The organism is Photobacterium iliopiscarium, from assembly GCF_003026395.1.
GTDB lineage: Bacteria > Pseudomonadota > Gammaproteobacteria > Enterobacterales > Vibrionaceae > Photobacterium > Photobacterium iliopiscarium.
In genome coordinates, this window is record NZ_PYOO01000007.1 from 86,735 (window position 1) to 104,945 (window position 18,211).

14 protein-coding genes are annotated in these 18,211 nt (G+C 38.0%); 7 read left to right on the plus strand and 7 right to left on the minus strand.

Features of this window, described 5'->3' with window-relative positions; genetic code table 11:
- Positions 1-28 precede the first annotated feature (28 nt).
- The 3 genes from C9J51_RS12015 to C9J51_RS12025 all read right to left on the minus strand — a co-directional run bounded on the left by C9J51_RS12015 (position 29) and on the right by C9J51_RS12025 (position 2,243).
- The gene (locus C9J51_RS12015) at positions 29-1,036 is read right to left on the minus strand and encodes a transposase (RefSeq protein WP_107275141.1); all 1,008 of its coding nucleotides are present in this window, start codon (positions 1,034-1,036) and stop codon (positions 29-31) included.
- A 72-nt stretch (positions 1,037-1,108) separates the two neighbouring features.
- Entirely contained in the window at positions 1,109-1,690 is a 582-nt protein-coding gene (locus tag C9J51_RS12020) for a transposase (protein ID WP_181314809.1), read from the minus strand.
- 220 nt (positions 1,691-1,910) lie between these two features.
- Positions 1,911-2,243 carry a tRNA-binding protein gene (locus tag C9J51_RS12025; RefSeq protein WP_045039625.1) on the minus strand — a complete coding sequence of 111 codons (333 nt, stop codon included), beginning with the start codon at positions 2,241-2,243 and terminating at the stop codon, positions 1,911-1,913.
- A gap of 204 nt (positions 2,244-2,447) precedes the next feature.
- Here C9J51_RS12025 and C9J51_RS12030 point away from each other — a divergent pair, with 204 nt between their 5' ends.
- Positions 2,448-3,476, plus strand: coding sequence for a substrate-binding domain-containing protein (locus C9J51_RS12030; RefSeq protein WP_045038733.1), 1,029 nt, complete (start codon positions 2,448-2,450; stop codon positions 3,474-3,476).
- A gap of 89 nt (positions 3,477-3,565) precedes the next feature.
- Here C9J51_RS12030 and C9J51_RS12035 read toward each other — a convergent pair whose 3' ends face one another.
- The gene (locus C9J51_RS12035; protein WP_045038732.1) at positions 3,566-3,922 is read right to left on the minus strand and encodes a DsrE/DsrF/TusD sulfur relay family protein; all 357 of its coding nucleotides are present in this window, start codon (positions 3,920-3,922) and stop codon (positions 3,566-3,568) included.
- A gap of 234 nt (positions 3,923-4,156) precedes the next feature.
- Between C9J51_RS12035 and C9J51_RS12040 the strand changes: the two genes are divergently transcribed.
- Positions 4,157-4,675, plus strand: a complete 519-nt coding sequence (locus C9J51_RS12040) for an AAA family ATPase (RefSeq protein ID WP_045038731.1) — start codon at positions 4,157-4,159, stop codon at positions 4,673-4,675.
- Positions 4,676-4,730: 55 nt separating this feature from the next.
- Here C9J51_RS12040 and galM read toward each other — a convergent pair whose 3' ends face one another.
- From galM to C9J51_RS12055, 3 genes are all read right to left on the minus strand, one after another.
- Positions 4,731-5,819, minus strand: a complete 1,089-nt coding sequence (gene galM, locus C9J51_RS12045; protein WP_107275143.1) for a galactose-1-epimerase — start codon at positions 5,817-5,819, stop codon at positions 4,731-4,733.
- 16 nt (positions 5,820-5,835) lie between these two features.
- On the minus strand, positions 5,836-7,026 hold the full coding sequence (galK, locus tag C9J51_RS12050; RefSeq protein WP_045039626.1) for a galactokinase: 1,191 nt from the start codon (positions 7,024-7,026) through the stop codon (positions 5,836-5,838).
- Positions 7,027-7,089: 63 nt separating this feature from the next.
- Positions 7,090-8,151, minus strand: coding sequence for a UDP-glucose--hexose-1-phosphate uridylyltransferase (locus C9J51_RS12055; RefSeq protein WP_045038728.1), 1,062 nt, complete (start codon positions 8,149-8,151; stop codon positions 7,090-7,092).
- A gap of 345 nt (positions 8,152-8,496) precedes the next feature.
- On the opposite strand from C9J51_RS12055, the gene ebgR reads away from it, so the two are divergent.
- The 5 genes from ebgR (at position 8,497) to C9J51_RS12080 (ending at position 18,130) form a co-directional block, all read left to right on the plus strand.
- Positions 8,497-9,474: a transcriptional regulator EbgR gene (ebgR, locus tag C9J51_RS12060; RefSeq protein WP_045039627.1), complete on the plus strand. Its 978-nt coding sequence runs from the start codon at positions 8,497-8,499 to the stop codon at positions 9,472-9,474.
- A gap of 249 nt (positions 9,475-9,723) precedes the next feature.
- Positions 9,724-12,801, plus strand: a complete 3,078-nt coding sequence (gene ebgA, locus C9J51_RS12065; RefSeq protein WP_045039628.1) for a beta-galactosidase subunit alpha — start codon at positions 9,724-9,726, stop codon at positions 12,799-12,801.
- Positions 12,801-13,253, plus strand: a complete 453-nt coding sequence (locus C9J51_RS12070) for a beta-galactosidase subunit beta (protein ID WP_045039629.1) — start codon at positions 12,801-12,803, stop codon at positions 13,251-13,253. Before ebgA ends, C9J51_RS12070 begins: the two co-directional genes overlap by 1 nt.
- Positions 13,254-13,426: 173 nt before the next feature.
- On the plus strand, positions 13,427-14,857 hold the full coding sequence (locus C9J51_RS12075) for an amino acid permease (protein WP_045038724.1): 1,431 nt from the start codon (positions 13,427-13,429) through the stop codon (positions 14,855-14,857).
- A gap of 189 nt (positions 14,858-15,046) precedes the next feature.
- Entirely contained in the window at positions 15,047-18,130 is a 3,084-nt protein-coding gene (locus C9J51_RS12080) for an EAL domain-containing protein (protein WP_107275145.1), read from the plus strand.
- The last annotated feature ends 81 nt before the right edge of the window (positions 18,131-18,211 follow it).

Genomic DNA, 18,211 nt, shown 5'->3' on the forward strand with positions numbered 1-18,211 from the left:
TATTTTATCTAATTCTAAGAAACCATGTCTAACTAGGATGTAACTGATGACTCGCTAACTTTCCTTTACACCAATGCCCACCAATACGTTGTTTGAATGCACACATTTGAGACCATCTACCACTTACATTGGCATAATGTTCCATAAATTGTTCACTGTGCTCAATCCAAGCATCTACTGTTATTCCCATTTGTTGTAAAATCTTGGGTTGATTAGGTGCAATAAAACCTTTTTTATCATTTCGAATACACCGACCAGTCCAGTCAATCAGCTCAAGGTAATCGGTAAAAACAAAGTTTATACCTACTTTTTTAGCTTGATGTTCTGCGCCAACAAAGGGTAATAATTGAAAACGAGAGGTGTTTGATGATGATTGTTGTGTCGATGTTTTCGTTTGATAATGTTCACGAATACGTTGCTGAATAGAGGTAAAATCAGACTGTTCTAGTGACGGTGTAACACCCGCCCTTATCGGATTTAAATCAACATACATCATGCACGATAATAATGCTTGTTCATCCAGTAGTGCTTGAGACTTAAACCGCCCTTCCCAAAACGCCCCTTTACATTGATCTTCTTTATTCGATTTTCGCGCTATTTCTTCATTAAGACAGCGCATAAACCAGCTAATACTACCTAATCGTTGTTGCCATTCAGCCACTAAATTTGATAATGCTTGTTGTTTATCTGCGGCTATTTGACCCTCTTTTAAAAAATCGACCGCGATAGGATGGCCGCTAAATAACTGTAACCAACGTGATATCACCGCTTCAGGGGTTAGCTTTTGCTGCTGTTCTATGTCTATTTTTAGCACTAAATGATAATGATTACTCATCACCGCATAAGCACACACATCAATACAAAATACAGCGGCTAATTGTTTGATTTTATTTACTATCCAACCACGACGATGTTGATAGTTTTTGCCATTATACGGATCATCCCCACACAGGTACGCACGGCGTACACAGCGATTAATTACATGATAAAAAGGCGTAATTTGAGGCTCTATCAATTTTCGTCTTGAGATTGTCATTCGTTCCACCATAAGCAACTTGAAGCTTAAGTGTAGTTACTTATAATTGATACGCAATGTTATGGCTGTCCATTATTCTTTAGCCCTTATCGGGTTTAAATCCACATACATCATGCACGATAATAATGCTTGTTCATCAAGTAATGCTTGAGACTTAAAACGTCCTTCCCAAAACGCCCCTTTACATTGATCTTCTTTATTAGATTTTCGTGCTATTTCTTCATTAAGACAGCGCATAAACCAGCTAATACTGCCTAATCGTTGCTGCCATTCAGCCACTAATGTTGATAGCGCTTGTTGTTTATCTGCGGCTATTTGACCCTCTTTTAAAAAATCGACCGCGATAGGATGACCACTAAATAACTGTAACCAACGTGATATTACTTCTTCTGGGGTTAACTTTTGTTGCTGCTCTATATCTATTTTTAGCACTAAATGATAATGGTTACTCATCACGGCATAAGCACACACATCAATACAAAATACAGAAGCTAATTGTTTGATTCTATTTACTATCCAACCACGACGATGTTGATAGTTTTTGCCATTATACGGATCATCGCCACACAAATAGGCACGACGTACACAGCGATTAATTACATGATAAAAAGGCGTTATTTGAGGCTCTATCAATTTTCGTCTTGAGATTGTCATTCGTTCCACCATAAGCAACTTGAAGCTTAAGTGTAGTTACTTATAATTGATACGCAATGTTATGGCTGTCCATTATTCTTTTATTCTTTTTGTAGGGAATGACGGGGGTTGGCTTACATATCGCGGCAGATAATTATAGTGACGAATAAGTGATTTATAGCCACGTAAATAATACAAGCCACCCTCGCCACTACCCTGCTTTTCATATTACAAACAGCAATTAAACAATCTTAACGCCCGTTGCTATTAAACGTTCAGGGGTTAACAGTACACTTTCAGATTCATCATCCGTTTCAGCACATAACAACATGCACTCTGATGTTTCACCGCGCATCTTGGCTTTGGCTAGATTGCATAGCACTACCACTTGCTTACCCAATAATTGCTCTTCGGTGTAGTAAGGCACTAAGCTAGTGACGGTTTGAAGCTTAGTTTCACCCACTTCAATTTGAACAATATAAAGCTTATCAGCATTGTCATGGCGAACAACATCAACGATTTTACCCACACGAATATCTAATTTAGCGAAATCTGCGTATGAAATAGTGTCCATGGAATCTCCTTCGTACTTAATACTCAATTAAGTTTATTGTTAATAGTGATATATACACACAATATGTTAATGTTAACGTTTACATTACCAATTAAATATTGATTTACAAAGAGTATCATTTCGAATTAGTTAGCTATATCACACAGTTAAATTGCGTTATTTACACAACCGTAGTTTAATAGCTTTAACAGTAAAGAGGTGATCATGGCAACAATCAAAGATGTGGCGAAACTCGCCGAAGTATCTGTCGCAACCGTATCAAGGGTGATCAATAAATCCCCCAAAGCAAGTAAAGCAGCGATTACCGCAGTAACACAAGCAATGAAAACACTAGGCTACCGTCCCAATGCCAATGCTCGAGCATTAGTCAGCCAATCAACCAATACTATTGGGGTGTTAGTGGGTGATGTTTCTGATCCTTTCTTTGGCGCGATGATCAAATCGATCGACAATATCGCTCGCCAACACAATAAGCATTTATTGATCGGTAATGGCTACCATAATGCTGACAGTGAGCGTGATGTTATTGAGCTATTGATCAATAGCCGCTGTGATACGTTAATTATTCACAGTAAGAGTTTATCTAATGATGAATTAATCGCTTATGCACAAGAAGTACCGGGGATGGTGCTCATTAACCGCCTTATTCCTGAGATCGCTGATCGTTGTATTGCGCTTGATAACCATCGAGGATCATATCTAGCGACAGAGCTATTAATTAAGCATGGCCACCAGCATATTGGCTATATTTGTTCTAATCATGATATTGAAGATACCACTCAGCGTAAGCAAGGTTATCTAGACGCGTTACAAGCACATCAGCTAACTGCACCACAAAGCTATATTGAATATGGCACGCCAGATGAAGATGGTGGTGAAGTTGCAATGACTAACCTACTCGCTAAAAATCAACCAATAACAGCGATTGCAGCTTATAACGATTATATGGCGGCGGGATGTTTATCGGTACTTGAAGGTAATGGTTTAACGGTGCCAAATCAAATGTCTTTAATTGGGTTTGATGATGGATTAATTGCTAAATATCTGCATCCTAAGCTGACGACGGTGCGTTACCCCATTCAGATCATGGCAGAACAAGCGACACAATTGGCTTTTCAATTAGCAACGGCAGCTAAACAACCAATACTCGATACCACTCAACCTGATTCAAGTATCACACATATGTTTGTGCCAACCTTGGTTAAACGTTTATCAGTAATGACTCCTCAGTAGTTTACTCTCTGGTTTTATTTCTATATCTCAGCTATACAATCACACAAGTGACAGTGTCACTTGTGTGATTAATATTTAATACTACTACTTTAGAACGTAAACACTTTATCGGCGGCAAGCGTCCATTCTGCTAAATCATCCAATGTTGCAATTACAACATCTTCAATTAAAGGCAACGCAGTTAATCCACGTGCAGCACAACAAGTTTTACACAGCTTAACTTCACCACCTTGCGCTAAAACAATCTCAACCATTTGTTGAATATCATAGCCTTCTGTTGGCGCTTGTTTTGCAAGTGCGCACGTTACCGCATCAGACATTAAAAAAACGTTCACGGCAACAGGCTCAGCATCTTGTTCATTCAGTTTTATGGCTAAACGTAGTGCGTTAAATGGACGCTCAGATCCATAAGGAGCATCATTAATTATTATCAGTATGGTTTGCATTATTTTCCTATCTCTATCTGATTTTTCGACTTCTGTTTTACCATGAAACACATCGCCAGTAGTCATTTATGAATGTAAACCGCACCTAATGTCTATTTTTTATTCTCTAACCGTATTTTTTATAATTTTAAACTTTTAACTACTGCAATAATTTGGCACATTAACGCCCTTAACGAGTAATTGTATGTTAAATGCAGTTGCCATAACCTAATCGTCATTTACAGAGAGCATTTAATGAGCCATCGCCTTCAACTAACGTCTGCCCCATCAGTGCTGTTTTTGTTTGGTTTATCGGGTGCTGGAAAGTCATTTGTCGGTGACGTCATTGGGGCACATCATGACTGGTTTGTTTATCATGCTGATGATGATCTTACTGATGAAATGCGTCAGATTATTGCCGCGAAACAGCCTTTTACTGAAGCAATGCGTGACCAATTTTTCTGCCGCATTGTTGATAAAATTAATGACTACCGTAGCCTCTATCCACGTCTCGTGATCACCCAAGGGGCATACAAAAAAAAGCATCGTGATTATATTCGCCAGTCTGTTGATAATATCGATATGATTTATGTAACAACGTCAGATAAGTTAATTCACCAACGCTTAGAATACCGTACTAATGGTATTTCTAATGCCAGTGCCGAAGCAATTAAACATATCTTTGAAATACCTGATGAGAGTGTGAAGAAATTACACAACGTTGACGGTAAAGATGAAATTATTCAGCAACTGAATGCTTTTTATAATAACTAAGCACCAATAAAAAACCCACAACGTTAAGGTTGTGGGTCTCTGTCATTATTAAGCGCTATCGGAATCGATAACAGGTCAAATGATGATAATGCTCACTGGGGAGTAATATCGAATCATTGTCCGGCCATTCAGGGTGATTTGGTGAATCAGGCAAAAACTGAGTTTCTAAAGCAAAACCACTGTAATTTTTATACTCGCCACCAATACGATTAGGGCTGCCTGCCAAAAAATTCCCTGTGTACAATTGTATTGCCGGTTTAGTGGTTAACACATCCATCGTTAATGAATGGTCAGCCGCGACTATCGTTGCACAAGCTGTTGTGGCTCGACGTACATCAGATCGTAATACAAACGAATGATCATACCCTTGCGCTTGTTGTTGATCACTATCCGCTAACCAATCTTGATTTATCAATTTTTGCTCGCGAAAATCAAAACTTGTTGCCTCAACCGTCTTAAATTCACCCAGCGGGATCCCGCTCGAATCGGTCGGTAAATAATGATCAGCGTTGATCATTAACTGATGTGATAAACAATCTTTGCCGCTATCAGCCCCTAGCAGATTAAAATAACCATGATTAGTAAGGTTAACCACAGTTGGCTTATCTGTTTCTGCACTGTACCGAATAGATAACTCGTTATTTTCAGTCAGAGTATAAGTAACGATTACCTGCAAATTCCCCGGAAAGCCCATATCACCATCAGCGGATAATAAACTAAATTGCGCTTCGGTCGCATTCACTTGCTGCATTTGCCAACGACGATGATTAAAACCACTTTCGCCACCATGCAAACAATTACCCTTTTGATTGATTGATAATTGGTAATCTTCACCGTCTAAGCTAAATTTACCAGCTGCAATACGATTAGCATAACGCCCAACGGTTGCACCTAAATAAGCTTGCTGCTGATAAAAATCGTTCAGGGTACTTACCCCTAGCAACACTTCTCGGTATTGGGTTTGATGATCCACGGTTACAGGCACACAACAGCTAAGCCATGTGGCACCAATATCCATTAGCGTAACCGACATACCCTGTTGATTAACAAGCGTAATCAATTTAGCGGGTAAACCATCGGCAGCCATATCCACAGTCATAGATTGGTGTAACGCAATCGCATGTTGAGGTAAGTGAGTTAACATATTCAGTCGCCTTAAATTATGCTATTGCTAAGTTTTGTTCACTGATAACACCAGCGCCCGTCATTGCTTTACAGACATAAATAGTGGCTTGTAAGCCTGTTGCTACCTGATATTTCGCATTCACTTCAGCGGTAATGGCATCAACAAATGTTGGTGGTACCAGTGCCACAATACATCCCCCAAAACCACCGCCAGTCATTCGCACACCGCCTTGATCACCAATAACGCCTTTCACCATATCAACCAGCGTATCGATCTCAGACACTGTAATGTCAAAATCATCGCGCATTGATGCATGTGACTCAGCCATCAACTCGGCCAATAACGTCATATTGCCATTACTTAACGCGATTGCAGCTTGTTCAGTTCGCATATTTTCAGTGATCACATGACGTGCACGTTTAGCAACCATAGGATCAAGCTCTGTTTCATGCGCGATAAACGTCGCTAATGTCACATCACGCAAGGCTGGCACACCAAAGAAAGCAGCAGCTTGTTCACACTGTGCACGACGCGTGTTGTATTCACTATCGACTAAACCACGTTTCTTATTAGAGTTAATGATCACCACCGCCATATCTTCAGGCATAGCAACAGCCGTTGTCTCTAATGAGCGACAATCAATTAATAGTGCGTGGTTTTGCTCACCTTCCGCTGAAATTAATTGATCCATAATGCCGCAGTTACAACCAACAAACTGGTTTTCCGCTTGTTGACCATTCAGTGCAATTTCTTGCTGACTAATAGTAAGATCAAATAATGTTTTAAATGTTTGACCAATGACGACTTCAAGCGCTGCTGATGAACTTAAACCTGCACCTTGTGGAACATTGCCACTAATAACAATATCGGCGCCACCAAGAACATAGCCTCGCTCAAGTAAATATTTAATCACACCACGAACATAGTTTACCCACATGCATTGCTGATCAAATTCTAACGGCTGAGTAATATCAAACTCGCTTATTTCATTATTATAATCAACCGCAACCACGCGCACGATATTATCGTCACGACGTGCAGCAGCGACGATTGCTTGGTAATCAATCGCACAAGGAAGCACAAAGCCATCATTATAATCTGTATGCTCACCAATAAGATTTACACGCCCAGGAGCTTGAATAATATGGCTGGCGACATAGCCGAATACTGATGAAAAAACAGCTGATACATTATCAATAAGGTGTTGAGTACGATTTGTTGTCATTATTTTTACCTACTATTACCAAAGATGATCAAGAAACATATTTTTATTCGTGCCATTCAGCACTTAATCTAAATAGTGCACATCACTCACAGCACATAACTTTTCAGCCGCTTGTTCTGCGGTTAAATCACGTTGACTTTCCGCTAGCATTTCATAACCCACCATGAATTTTTTCACTGTTGCAGAGCGCAATAATGGCGGATAAAACAAGGCATGAAGCTGCCAATGATCGGTTGAGGTATCACTAAAATTGGCATCAGATTCAAAGAAAGGAGCGTAATGCCACCCCATTGAATAAGGGAATGAACATTTAAAGAGATTATCGTAACGGCTGGTTAATTTTTTAATCGCTAGCGCTAAATCATCACGCTGGGCTTGAGTTAACTCATCCATACGACGAATGTGTGTTTTGGGTAATAACATGGTTTCAAATGGCCATGCCGCCCAATAAGGCACCACGGCTAACCAATGTTCAGTGTCAACCACAGTACGAGAACCGTCTTCTAGCTCACTATTAACGTAATCAACTAATAAGTTCGTGCCATGTTGTGCATAATATTCACGTAACAAAGTATCTTTACGGCTAATTTCATTAGGCAAAAAGCTATTCGCCCAAATTTGACCATGGGGATGTGGTTGTGAACACCCCATTACTGAGCCTTTATTTTCAAACGCTTGTACCCAAACGTAATCTTTACCTAACTCTTCAATTTGCTCATTCCACGTATCAACCACGTTACGAATTGCACCAACAGATAACTGCGGCAGGGTTTTACTGTGGTTAGGTGAAAAACAAATAACACGGCTTAAACCACGAGCGCTTTGGCAACGAAATAAAGGGTTACTGTTTTCAGGCGCACTTGGCGTATCGGCAGTTAATGCAGCGTGATCATTACTAAAAACATAAGTGCCAGTGTAATCAGGGTTTTTATCGCCAGATACACGGGTATTGGTTGGACATAGAAAACAAGAACCGTCATAAGCAACATTCGATTCCGGTTGTGGCTGTTCATCCGCACCTTGCCACGGACGTTTAGCACGGTGTGGTGAAACTAGCACCCATTGCCCTGTTAACGGATTATAACGACGATGAGGATGGTCAATCGGATCAAAACATTCAGACATAGTGATTCAACTCTTGTGATTCTGTAATGTTAAAAAGTCTAAAGTGATTTCAGGTTAACTTCCGTGATCAAAGACTCATTGTGTAAACGTTTCCATAAAAAGAATAATTCGTGTTAATCGTCACAGGATCAAATTATTGCTATTGCTTATTTACGCCATATCACTCAATACTTTTCACTTATTTACTCATAACGTCTAATTTCGGTGATAAAATATTCATCAACAGATACTAATTTATTCGAGTTTTTGACTAAAAATAGATAGTATAATTCTATAAAATATAACCACATGTCCCTTAAGCACACAGCAAACATAATTCAGGTTGCAGGGATTGCCGGAGAACAAATGGCAACATTAAAAGAAATAGCAACCAAAGCTGGTGTCTCGTTAGCGACAGTCTCTCGAGTGTTAAACGATGATCCAACCCTTAGCGTAAAAGATGAGACTAAGCGCAAAATTTTTGAAATTGCCGAACAACTTGAATACACCACCAGCCAATCTCGAAAAACAGCAAAAAAACACACCCTACATTTCCTTGCGTTGTATAACTACAAACAAGATATTGAAGTTGACGACCCTTATTACCTCGCAATTCGACATGGTATTGACACCCAATGCGAGAAACTCGGCATTAAACTGACCAATATTTATGAATGCAATATTGCCGCAGCGCCTAAAGCCGTAGATGGGATATTGCTAATAGGACAAGTAAGCGCAGACAACCTTGCCGCAGCACGTGCCCTTTCGAGTAACACGGTTTATATTGATTACACCGATCACCAACTTGATATTGATTGTATTGATATTGATTTAGAGCGGATCAGTAAAGAAGTTATTAACCACTTTACTCAGCAAGGTTACCAGCGCATTGGATTTATTGGTGGTCAAGATAACCCTGATAAATATGATATTCGTGAATTAATTTTTACTGAATATGGAAAATTTAAAGGTGTCGTATCTGATAATGATATTTATCGTGGTGATTTTAGTAGTCAATCTGGGTATTCATTAGCTAAGAAAATGCTGGCTCACAATCACCCAAGTGCTTTATTTGTCGCATCGGACTCAATCGCTATTGGTGTATTACGTGCAATACATGAAAGTGGGCTTAATATTCCAAATGATATTAGCTTAATTAGTGTCAACGACATTCCAACCGCAAAATTTACTTACCCGCCACTATCAACCTTTAGAATTCACTCTGAGCTGATGGGTTCTCAAGGGGTTAATTTATTATTAGAACGCAGCCGCGATAATAGAACAATTCCATTACGGGTATTTGTTCCAAGCCAGCTCATTTTGCGCGAGACAACCAAAAAATAACATAACCAATTGATAATAAATAAAAAACGACAATTTATTTGTCGTTTTTTTTGTCGTTTAATTCATAATCTGTTTAAAACACGAGCAAGATCACTCAAATAAACACCCATAGGCGTTTTTTTGTCGTCGACCTCACAAAGCAAAAAACAGAATGTGATCGAGTTAATACAACAAAGTTTTACCTGTATTTTTTAGTAAAACTTTACTTAATAATAACCCCAGATAATTAAAACATGTCTCGGAGGCATCGTGAATAACTGGGAAAACATTAACTTACTTAGCGAAAATAGACTGGCACCTCGTGCATACTTTTTCTCTTACAACGCATTAAATAAAGCACAACGCTTTCAGCGTGATTTAAGTCAGCATTTCATGTTGCTAAGTGGGCAGTGGACATTCAATTTCTTCACTAACCCATTGCTTGTTCCTGAAGAATTCTATCATCAAGAAATGAGCGACTGGACCAGCATTCAAGTGCCAAACATGTGGCAAATGGAAGGTCACGGTAACTTACAATACACAGACGAAGGCTTCCCCTTCCCGATTGATGTACCTTTTGTACCCTCAAATAACCCAACTGGCGCATATCAGCGCACCTTCTTCTTAGGTGATAATTGGAATGAAAAACAAACGATTATTAAGTTTGATGGTGTTGAAACCTATTTTGAAGTTTACGTTAACGGTCAATATGTTGGCTTTAGCAAAGGCAGCCGTTTAACTGCTGAATTTGATATTTCTGCTTTTGTTAATACAGGCAAGAACTTACTTTCTGTACGCGTGATGCAATGGGCCGATTCAACCTATATTGAAGATCAAGATATGTGGTGGATGGCGGGTATTTTCCGTGATGTTTACTTAGTCGGTAAAGAGCCCATTCACGTGCGTGATTTCACTGTACGTACTGATTTTGACGAAGATTATCAAGGTGCAACATTAAACTGTAACGTTGATTTGGAAAATCTCAGTGGTCACGTTGTGAGTGATTATAGCATTGATTATGCCCTTTATGAGGGTCAACATCAGGTTGCTAGTGGAAACGTTTTCAGTCTAACCATTGCAAATACAACGCATACCAATTTTGCAATCAAAATGGATTCACCCGTTCATTGGACAGCTGAAAATCCACATTTATACCACTTATTCTTAACCCTAAGAGATGCGGATGGCATTGTGGTGGAAGTGATCCCGCAACGGATTGGCTTCCGTGATATTAAAGTGCGTAATGGCCTGTTTGAGATTAATGGTCAATACGTAATGTTACACGGGGTTAATCGCCACGATAACGATCACCTAAATAGCCGCGCTGTCGGTATGGATCGCGTAGAAAAAGATATCGTGCTTATGAAACAGCATAATATTAACGCAGTACGTACTGCGCACTACCCTAACGATCCACGTTTTTACGAACTATGCGATCAATACGGCTTATTTGTAATGGCTGAAACCGACGTTGAAACGCACGGTTTTGCTAACGTTGGTAACCTGAGCATGATCACTGATGATCCGGCATGGGAACAAGTATTTGTTGAGCGCATTGAACGTCATATTCATGCGCAAAAAAACCACCCTTCTATCATTATGTGGTCACTGGGTAACGAATCTGGCTACGGTTGTAATATTCGTTCAATGTACCAAGCAACCAAAGCGATTGATAATACCCGTTTAGTCCATTACGAAGAAGATCGTGATGCTGAAGTGGTTGATATTATTAGTACGATGTACTCTCGCGCTCAAATGATGAATGAGTTTGGTGAGTTCCCACATGCAAAACCACGGATTATTTGTGAATATGCCCACGCAATGGGTAATGGTCCTGGTGGACTGACTGAATACCAAAACGTGTTCTACAAACATGACCATATTCAAGGTCACTTTGTATGGGAATGGTGTGATCACGGTATTTACGAGCAAGATGAAAACGGCCGTGATGTGTACAAATACGGTGGTGATTACAGTGACTATCCAAATAACTACAACTTCTGCATGGATGGCTTAGTCTACCCAGATCAAACACCTGGCCCGGGATTACGTGAATACAAACAAGTTATTTGTCCGGTAAAAATTGCCGTTAAAGATCACGCGAAAGGCATCATTACGGTTACTAACAAATATTGGTTCTCTACTTTAGATGACGTTGTGTTTGATATCGCAGTACGTGCTGAAGGTGACACGCTAACCTTTAATCAAATTACTATTACAGGCTTGGCTGCGGGTGAATCACGCGATATTGAATTAGTGCTACCAGTTATGGATCAGCGTGAAACATTTGTGAATGTCTCTATGCGTAAAAAATCTCGCACCGCATATAGCGAAGCTAACCATGAACTTGGCATATTCCAATACCAAGCCAAACCCAATACTGCATATAAAGAACAATTTGAAAATAACAATGCGATACCACTAACCGTTATTGAAAACCGTCTTGATTGGGAAATTAGCGGTTATGACTTTGCACTGCGTTTCTCTAAAGTTGATGGCAAGCTTACATCATGGCTACGCCAAAATAATGAACTGATTGCATCATCACCTGCAATGAGTTTCTTCAAGCCGATGATTGATAACCATAAGCAAGAATATGAAGGTTTATGGCACCCAGCTCACCTACACATTATGCAAGAGCATTTCCGTAGCATCAATGTCGAGCAAATGGCAGGTAAAGTAATTGTTACCACCAACAGTATTGTTGCACCACCAGTATTAGATTTTGGTATGCGTTGCCAATACCGTTTTGAAATTTGCCCTCAAGGTCAAGTCAACATGACGTTAAGTGGCAATAAGTACGGTGATTACCCACATGTCATTCCTGTTATCGGTTTAGATTTAGGGATTAATAATCAATTTGATCAGGTTGAATACTACGGCCGTGGGCCTGAAGAAAGTTACCAAGATAGCCGTCAAAGCAACATCATCGATATCTACAGTACTACCGTTAGTAATATGTTTGAGAACTACCCATTCCCACAAAATAATGGCAACCGCCAGCATGTGCGTTGGGCAAGTTTAACTAACCGTCATGGTGTGGGTTTATTGGTTAAACCTGAGCAAGAAATTAATTTCAGCGCATGGCATTACACCAATCAACATATCCATCAAGCACAACACATTAATGAACTTGAGCCAAGTGGCTACATTACGGTCAATCTTGATCATCAAGTTATGGGCTTAGGTTCTAACTCATGGGGTTCAGAAGTACTTGATTCATACCGTGTTTACTTTAATGACTTTAGCTATCAAGTGAGCTTAGTGCCATTTAGTAAAGCAGATTGCGATAGCCGTTACTTAGCGAGTCAAACATTTACCACAACACGCATCGGTGGAGATAAATAATGATTATTTTAGCATCACTGGATCAATTCAAAAGCCTCTACCGCGATGGTCGTAAATGGAATCGTTGTGTAGAAGCGATTGAGAACATCGGTAATATTCAGCCAAATGTCTTCCATTCTGTGGGTGACTCACTGGCTTACCGCCTTCAACATGGCCCTTCAAACGCGAATGAACAATTTGTCGGCCACCGCCGTTATTTTGATGTTCATTACTACCTTGCAGGCAGTGAAACTATTGAATGTGCAGATAAAGACACGTTAACGCAAGTGCATCCATACAGCGATGAAACTGACCGTGAATATTTTGAGGGAACAGCTCAAGCCCACCGCATAGAAGCAGGTCAAATGGTGATATTTGAAAACCACCAAGCACACCGCTTCAGTGCCGCTGACAACCTTGAGAAAGTGGTTTTACGTGTCACCATTGAGGACGGATACTTCCTTAATAAATAACCACACTTAACCGCCAGTGAATAATAACTGGCGGTTATCTAATAAAAATCGCCAACAGCTAAAACATCAACAAAAATACCAACAAAAGCATAAAAACAATAACCTATGATTTGGTTTAGTCGCTAAATACATAGACATCCTACAATACTAAACGTGATCCATCGGAGATTCTCATGTCTGAATCCAAACGTAATACCATAGGGAAATTTGGTCTACTATCGATGACCTTTGCTGCGGTATACAGTTTCAATAACGTTATTAATAACAATATCGAAATTGGTCTATCCTCTACCCCTATGTTCTTTATTGCTACCTTGCTTTATTTCATCCCATTTTGTTTAATCATTGCTGAATTTGTTTCACTGAATAAAGACTCAGAAGCAGGTGTTTATGCGTGGGTTAAAAGTTCTCTTGGTGGACGCTGGGCATTCCTCGCCGCTTATACCTATTGGTTTGTTAATCTATTCTTTTTTACCTCATTACTGCCGCGCGTTATTGCTTATGCATCCTATGCGTTCCTTGGCTATGAATATATATTTACCCCAACCACGACCACACTATTAAGTATTGCGCTATTTGCCCTTGCTACGTATGTATCAACCAATGGCGCAAAGATGTTGGGGCCAATCACTTCTGTCACCTCGTCATTTATGCTAGTGCTAACATTGTCATACATTATATTGGCAGGTGCGGCGGTAATGGGCGGTATTCAACCCGCAGATCCGATCACAGTAGAAGCATTAACACCGCAAATTAACTGGGCCTTCTTTGGTGTAACTGCATGGATATTTATGGCAGCAGGTGGTGCTGAATCCGTCTCCGTTTACGTTAATGATATTAAAGGTGGTCACACCGCATTTGTAAAAGTGATTATTTTTGCAGGCATCTTTATCGGTGGCTTATATTGTGTTTCATCTGTACTTATCAACGTATTTGTTGAACGCGATGCATTGAAATTTACCGGTGGTTCAGTACAAGTATTTGAAGGCTTAGCGCGTCATTACGGCTTACCTGAAATTATAATGAACCGTTTTGTGGGTGTAGTTTCATTTACGGCAATGTTAGGTTCACTACTGATGTGGACAGCAACACCGGTTAAAATCTTTTTCTCTGAAATTCCAGCGGGTATTTTTGGTGAGAAAACCGTTAAGTTAAACAAAAATGGTGTTCCAGCACGTGCAGCATGGGCACAATTTTTTATTGTAATACCGCTACTTATCGTACCAATGTTAGGTTCTAATTCAGTACAAGAACTAATGAGTACCGTTATTAACATGACAGCGGCGGCTTCTATGCTACCACCATTGTTTATTATGATTGCTTACTTAAACTTACGTCTCAAATTAGACCACCTACCACGCGACTTTAAAATGGGTTCACGTACAACGGGTATCGTAATGGTATCAATCCTAATTGGTATCTTCAGTGTCGGTTTCTTAGCATCTACCTTTCCAACAGGTGCCGATATCATGACTATTATCTTCTACAATGTCGGTGGAATCGTGATATTCCTTGGCTATGCATGGTGGAAATACAATCGTTATGAACGTCAACTTGCTGCCCATGAAAGTACGGCATTAGAAACAGCCTCAGAAACGAATTAACAATTAGATATCAACAACTATCTTTAAAGCCTTGAGCCATCTCAAGGTTTTTTTTTATAAAAATGCCGCCAATTTAACCTTATTCTTACATAAGCGTCACATTTTAATCTTCACAACTTTACTCATATACATTTAATAGCATATAGTTAAATTATTAAATAAAAAATACGGTACTTAAATAAGGACATTATGAAAAAAACGCTAGTAATGAGTTTACTGTTTACTGTTTTTTTACTGATTGTAACGGTCATTAGCGGCACAATGTATAACCATCAAAATAATGACCAAACAGTCAATAAAATAAAAAAAATACAACGTCAACAACAGCATCAACAACACCAACTTATTGCACGACAAATTAACAATACTGTCTCTTCTTTTAATCAACTCACCACTTACTTAAAACAACAATCATGGCAACAAACACTGACCACAGCAGAACGTGATGATTTCATTCAATTCACCAAAAAAATACTCACCAATAACGTAATATTAAAGAGTATTAGCCTTATTGATTATAAAAACAGTTATCGCTTAAAAATACACACTACAACTAACAAAAGAACAACAATAATAAGTAATCAACCGATCACTTCAGCGGCTGAATTGATTGATATTGATCATGCTTTTTCACTACCATCAAATAAAACCTATATTAGTCCATCAACTCAACCTATTAATAATATTGCTTATTATCAACATATTAATATAAATGGTCACCAATGGGTTATAAAAATAGACCAACAAAATCTCTCTCATATATTTACAACATCAACAACAGATCATTCATTACCTCAACAATTTTGGCTTATCAACAATCAAGGGCAAACATTAATAAATATTAATGACAATAATTACCCATCCACTAGTAATGAAAAAAACATTAAAACAGAAGATTACTTATTATGGCAACAAATACAAAATCACAACCACCAACAAATAACAAAAAATAACCTTATTTATACTTATTCACCCCTATTTATCCCTATTTCATTAAAAGAAAAACTAGATTTGAAATATGGAAACTTATCACCTTGGGTTCTTGTTTCAAAAATAAAAATAATACATAAAAGCTCTGTTTTTGGATATTTACAACAACCATTAAATAGTCACATTACTATATTTTTGTTTTTTATCACGATTAGTTTAATTCTCATATCAACAATTAATCATATCAGAAAACAAAAAAATGAAATAAAAAGAATTAACCATATCAGAAATATTGACAATCGTCGGTATCATTCTCTTTTTGAAAATACAGATTCAGGTATTGTAATCATTAACAAACAACGAGAAATAATCACAATAAATTCTGCCGCGCTCACTATTTTAGATTTAAACAGTAATGTTATTAATGAAGATTTAATTTCACACATATCATCAGTAGAAACGAAAACAGATATAAACGAACTCTTAAAAAACACTGATAATATGGCATACAATAATCAGGAAAAAACACAAACAAAGATAAATAACACTCAGTTTAAACATATAGAAATCATCGCCACAAAAATAAACAACAATGGCAATGATAACATCATGTTACATATAATAGATGTAACATCATGGATTAAAAGAGAACAACAACTTAAAGGATTATCACGTGCAGTAGAACAAAGTGAAGAAGCCGTTATTATTACTGATAAATTTGGGTTTATTGAATATGTGAATAGTTCATATGAAAAAAGCACAGGAGATGATAATCAAAACATCATTGGTTTAAACAGTAAAACCATATTTAAACGGTATACTAATGACAAAAGGAAAATAGATGATATTCAATCAAAACTTAATCAAGGAAAGACTATTCAACGTATTATCTCTCAAAAAAATGATGATGACAGTATTCAATACCTTGATAATACCATTTCTCCTATTCGTGATGATAATGGAAAAATAAGTAATTATATATCAACCAGCAAAGATATTACTGATCGAATAAATTACGAACATCGTTTACATAATCTAGCGCATTATGACCCATTAACATCACTTCCAAATCGAAATATGTTTATTAATGAAATAAATGACGCCCTACGTAATTCAAATATAAATCAATCGAAAATAGCAGTATTAGTCATTGAAATTGATCTATTTAAAAAATTACATAATTCTTTAGGAAATGAAAAAATAGAAAAAATCCTTCTTATTATATCAAAACGTATTCGATCTAATTTAAGGGAAGTAAATGTTTTATCTCGATTAAATAACAATCAATTCGGTATTATTATACAATCTTATTTACAAAAGAAAAATATCTCTCATCTTGCAACAAGATTGCTTAACAATATCCACGCCCCAATTAGTTATGATAGTAAGCTTATTTCAGTCTCAGCCAGTATTGGAATTTCAGTACAACCCGAGACAGATATCACCGCTGAAAAAATAATTAAAGATGCGAATATCGCTCTTAGCTATTCTAAAGATAAAGCTAAAAATCAATATTGTTATTTTTATCCTGAAATGGAAAAAGAAATAACGTATAAATTAGAGTTAGAATCAGAATTACGAAAATCGATAAATACTGATCGTTACGAGTTTTACTATCAACCAAAAGTCTTAGCTCATTCACATATACTCACTGGCGTTGAAGCACTACTCCGTTGGCGTGATAAGCATGGCCACTATCAAGCCCCCGTTGATATTATTCCGTTACTAGAGTCATCGGGGTTAATTATTGAAGCCGGTATATTCCTCATTGAAAAAGCCTGTTACCAACTTAAACAATGGCAACAACACGGGCTATTTATCAGTATGGCTATTAATATCTCAGCACAACAATTGCTGGAATCAAATTTAACCGCTATTGTAAAGCAAGCCATCAAAAAAGCTGATTGTGACCCTTCATACCTAGAACTGGAGATCACAGAGAGTGTGTTAATGACAGATATTGAATTGGCTTATCAAAAATTAATCGAACTCAAAACGCTTGGGATTAAAATTGCTATCGATGATTTTGGTACCGGGTATTCTTCACTCGCTTATCTCAGTCGCTTCCCTATCAATATTCTTAAAATAGACCGTGAATTCGTTAAAGCACTACCGTCCAATAAAGACAGTATAACTATCATTGAGGCTATTATTGACCTTGCTCACAACCTTGGCTTAACTGTCGTTGCCGAGGGTGTTGAAAATATTGAACAAGTCACTGCTCTTGAAACACTTGGCGTTGAAGAATTTCAAGGATTCTATTTCAATAAGCCCCTTACTCGTGATCATTTTAATCGCCAATATTTACATCAAAAACAACAAATCTCAGAGAACATTATATAAGAGGTTCTCTTATTCAACGTTGTAGCTTATCATTAAAGACATATGCCATTTTATTGTTAATCATAAGTGGATTCTTTTTTG

Bases quoted from the DNA above. Each gene is read 5' to 3' on its own strand.
- C9J51_RS12055 (WP_045038728.1), bottom strand. From the start codon at position 8,151: ATGTCTGAATGTTTTGATCCGATTGACCATCCTCATCGTCGTTATAAT.
- C9J51_RS12025 (WP_045039625.1), bottom strand. From the start codon at position 2,243: ATGGACACTATTTCATACGCAGATTTCGCTAAATTAGATATTCGTGTG.
- C9J51_RS12030 (WP_045038733.1), top strand. From the start codon at position 2,448: ATGGCAACAATCAAAGATGTGGCGAAACTCGCCGAAGTATCTGTCGCA.
- C9J51_RS12075 (WP_045038724.1), top strand. From the start codon at position 13,427: ATGTCTGAATCCAAACGTAATACCATAGGGAAATTTGGTCTACTATCG.
- ebgR (WP_045039627.1), top strand. From the start codon at position 8,497: ATGGCAACATTAAAAGAAATAGCAACCAAAGCTGGTGTCTCGTTAGCG.
- C9J51_RS12040 (WP_045038731.1), top strand. From the start codon at position 4,157: ATGAGCCATCGCCTTCAACTAACGTCTGCCCCATCAGTGCTGTTTTTG.
- C9J51_RS12080 (WP_107275145.1), top strand. From the start codon at position 15,047: ATGAAAAAAACGCTAGTAATGAGTTTACTGTTTACTGTTTTTTTACTG.
- C9J51_RS12035 (WP_045038732.1), bottom strand. From the start codon at position 3,922: ATGCAAACCATACTGATAATAATTAATGATGCTCCTTATGGATCTGAG.
- C9J51_RS12015 (WP_107275141.1), bottom strand. From the start codon at position 1,036: ATGACAATCTCAAGACGAAAATTGATAGAGCCTCAAATTACGCCTTTT.
- galK (WP_045039626.1), bottom strand. From the start codon at position 7,026: ATGACAACAAATCGTACTCAACACCTTATTGATAATGTATCAGCTGTT.
- C9J51_RS12020 (WP_181314809.1), bottom strand. From the start codon at position 1,690: ATGACAATCTCAAGACGAAAATTGATAGAGCCTCAAATAACGCCTTTT.
- galM (WP_107275143.1), bottom strand. From the start codon at position 5,819: ATGTTAACTCACTTACCTCAACATGCGATTGCGTTACACCAATCTATG.
- C9J51_RS12070 (WP_045039629.1), top strand. From the start codon at position 12,801: ATGATTATTTTAGCATCACTGGATCAATTCAAAAGCCTCTACCGCGAT.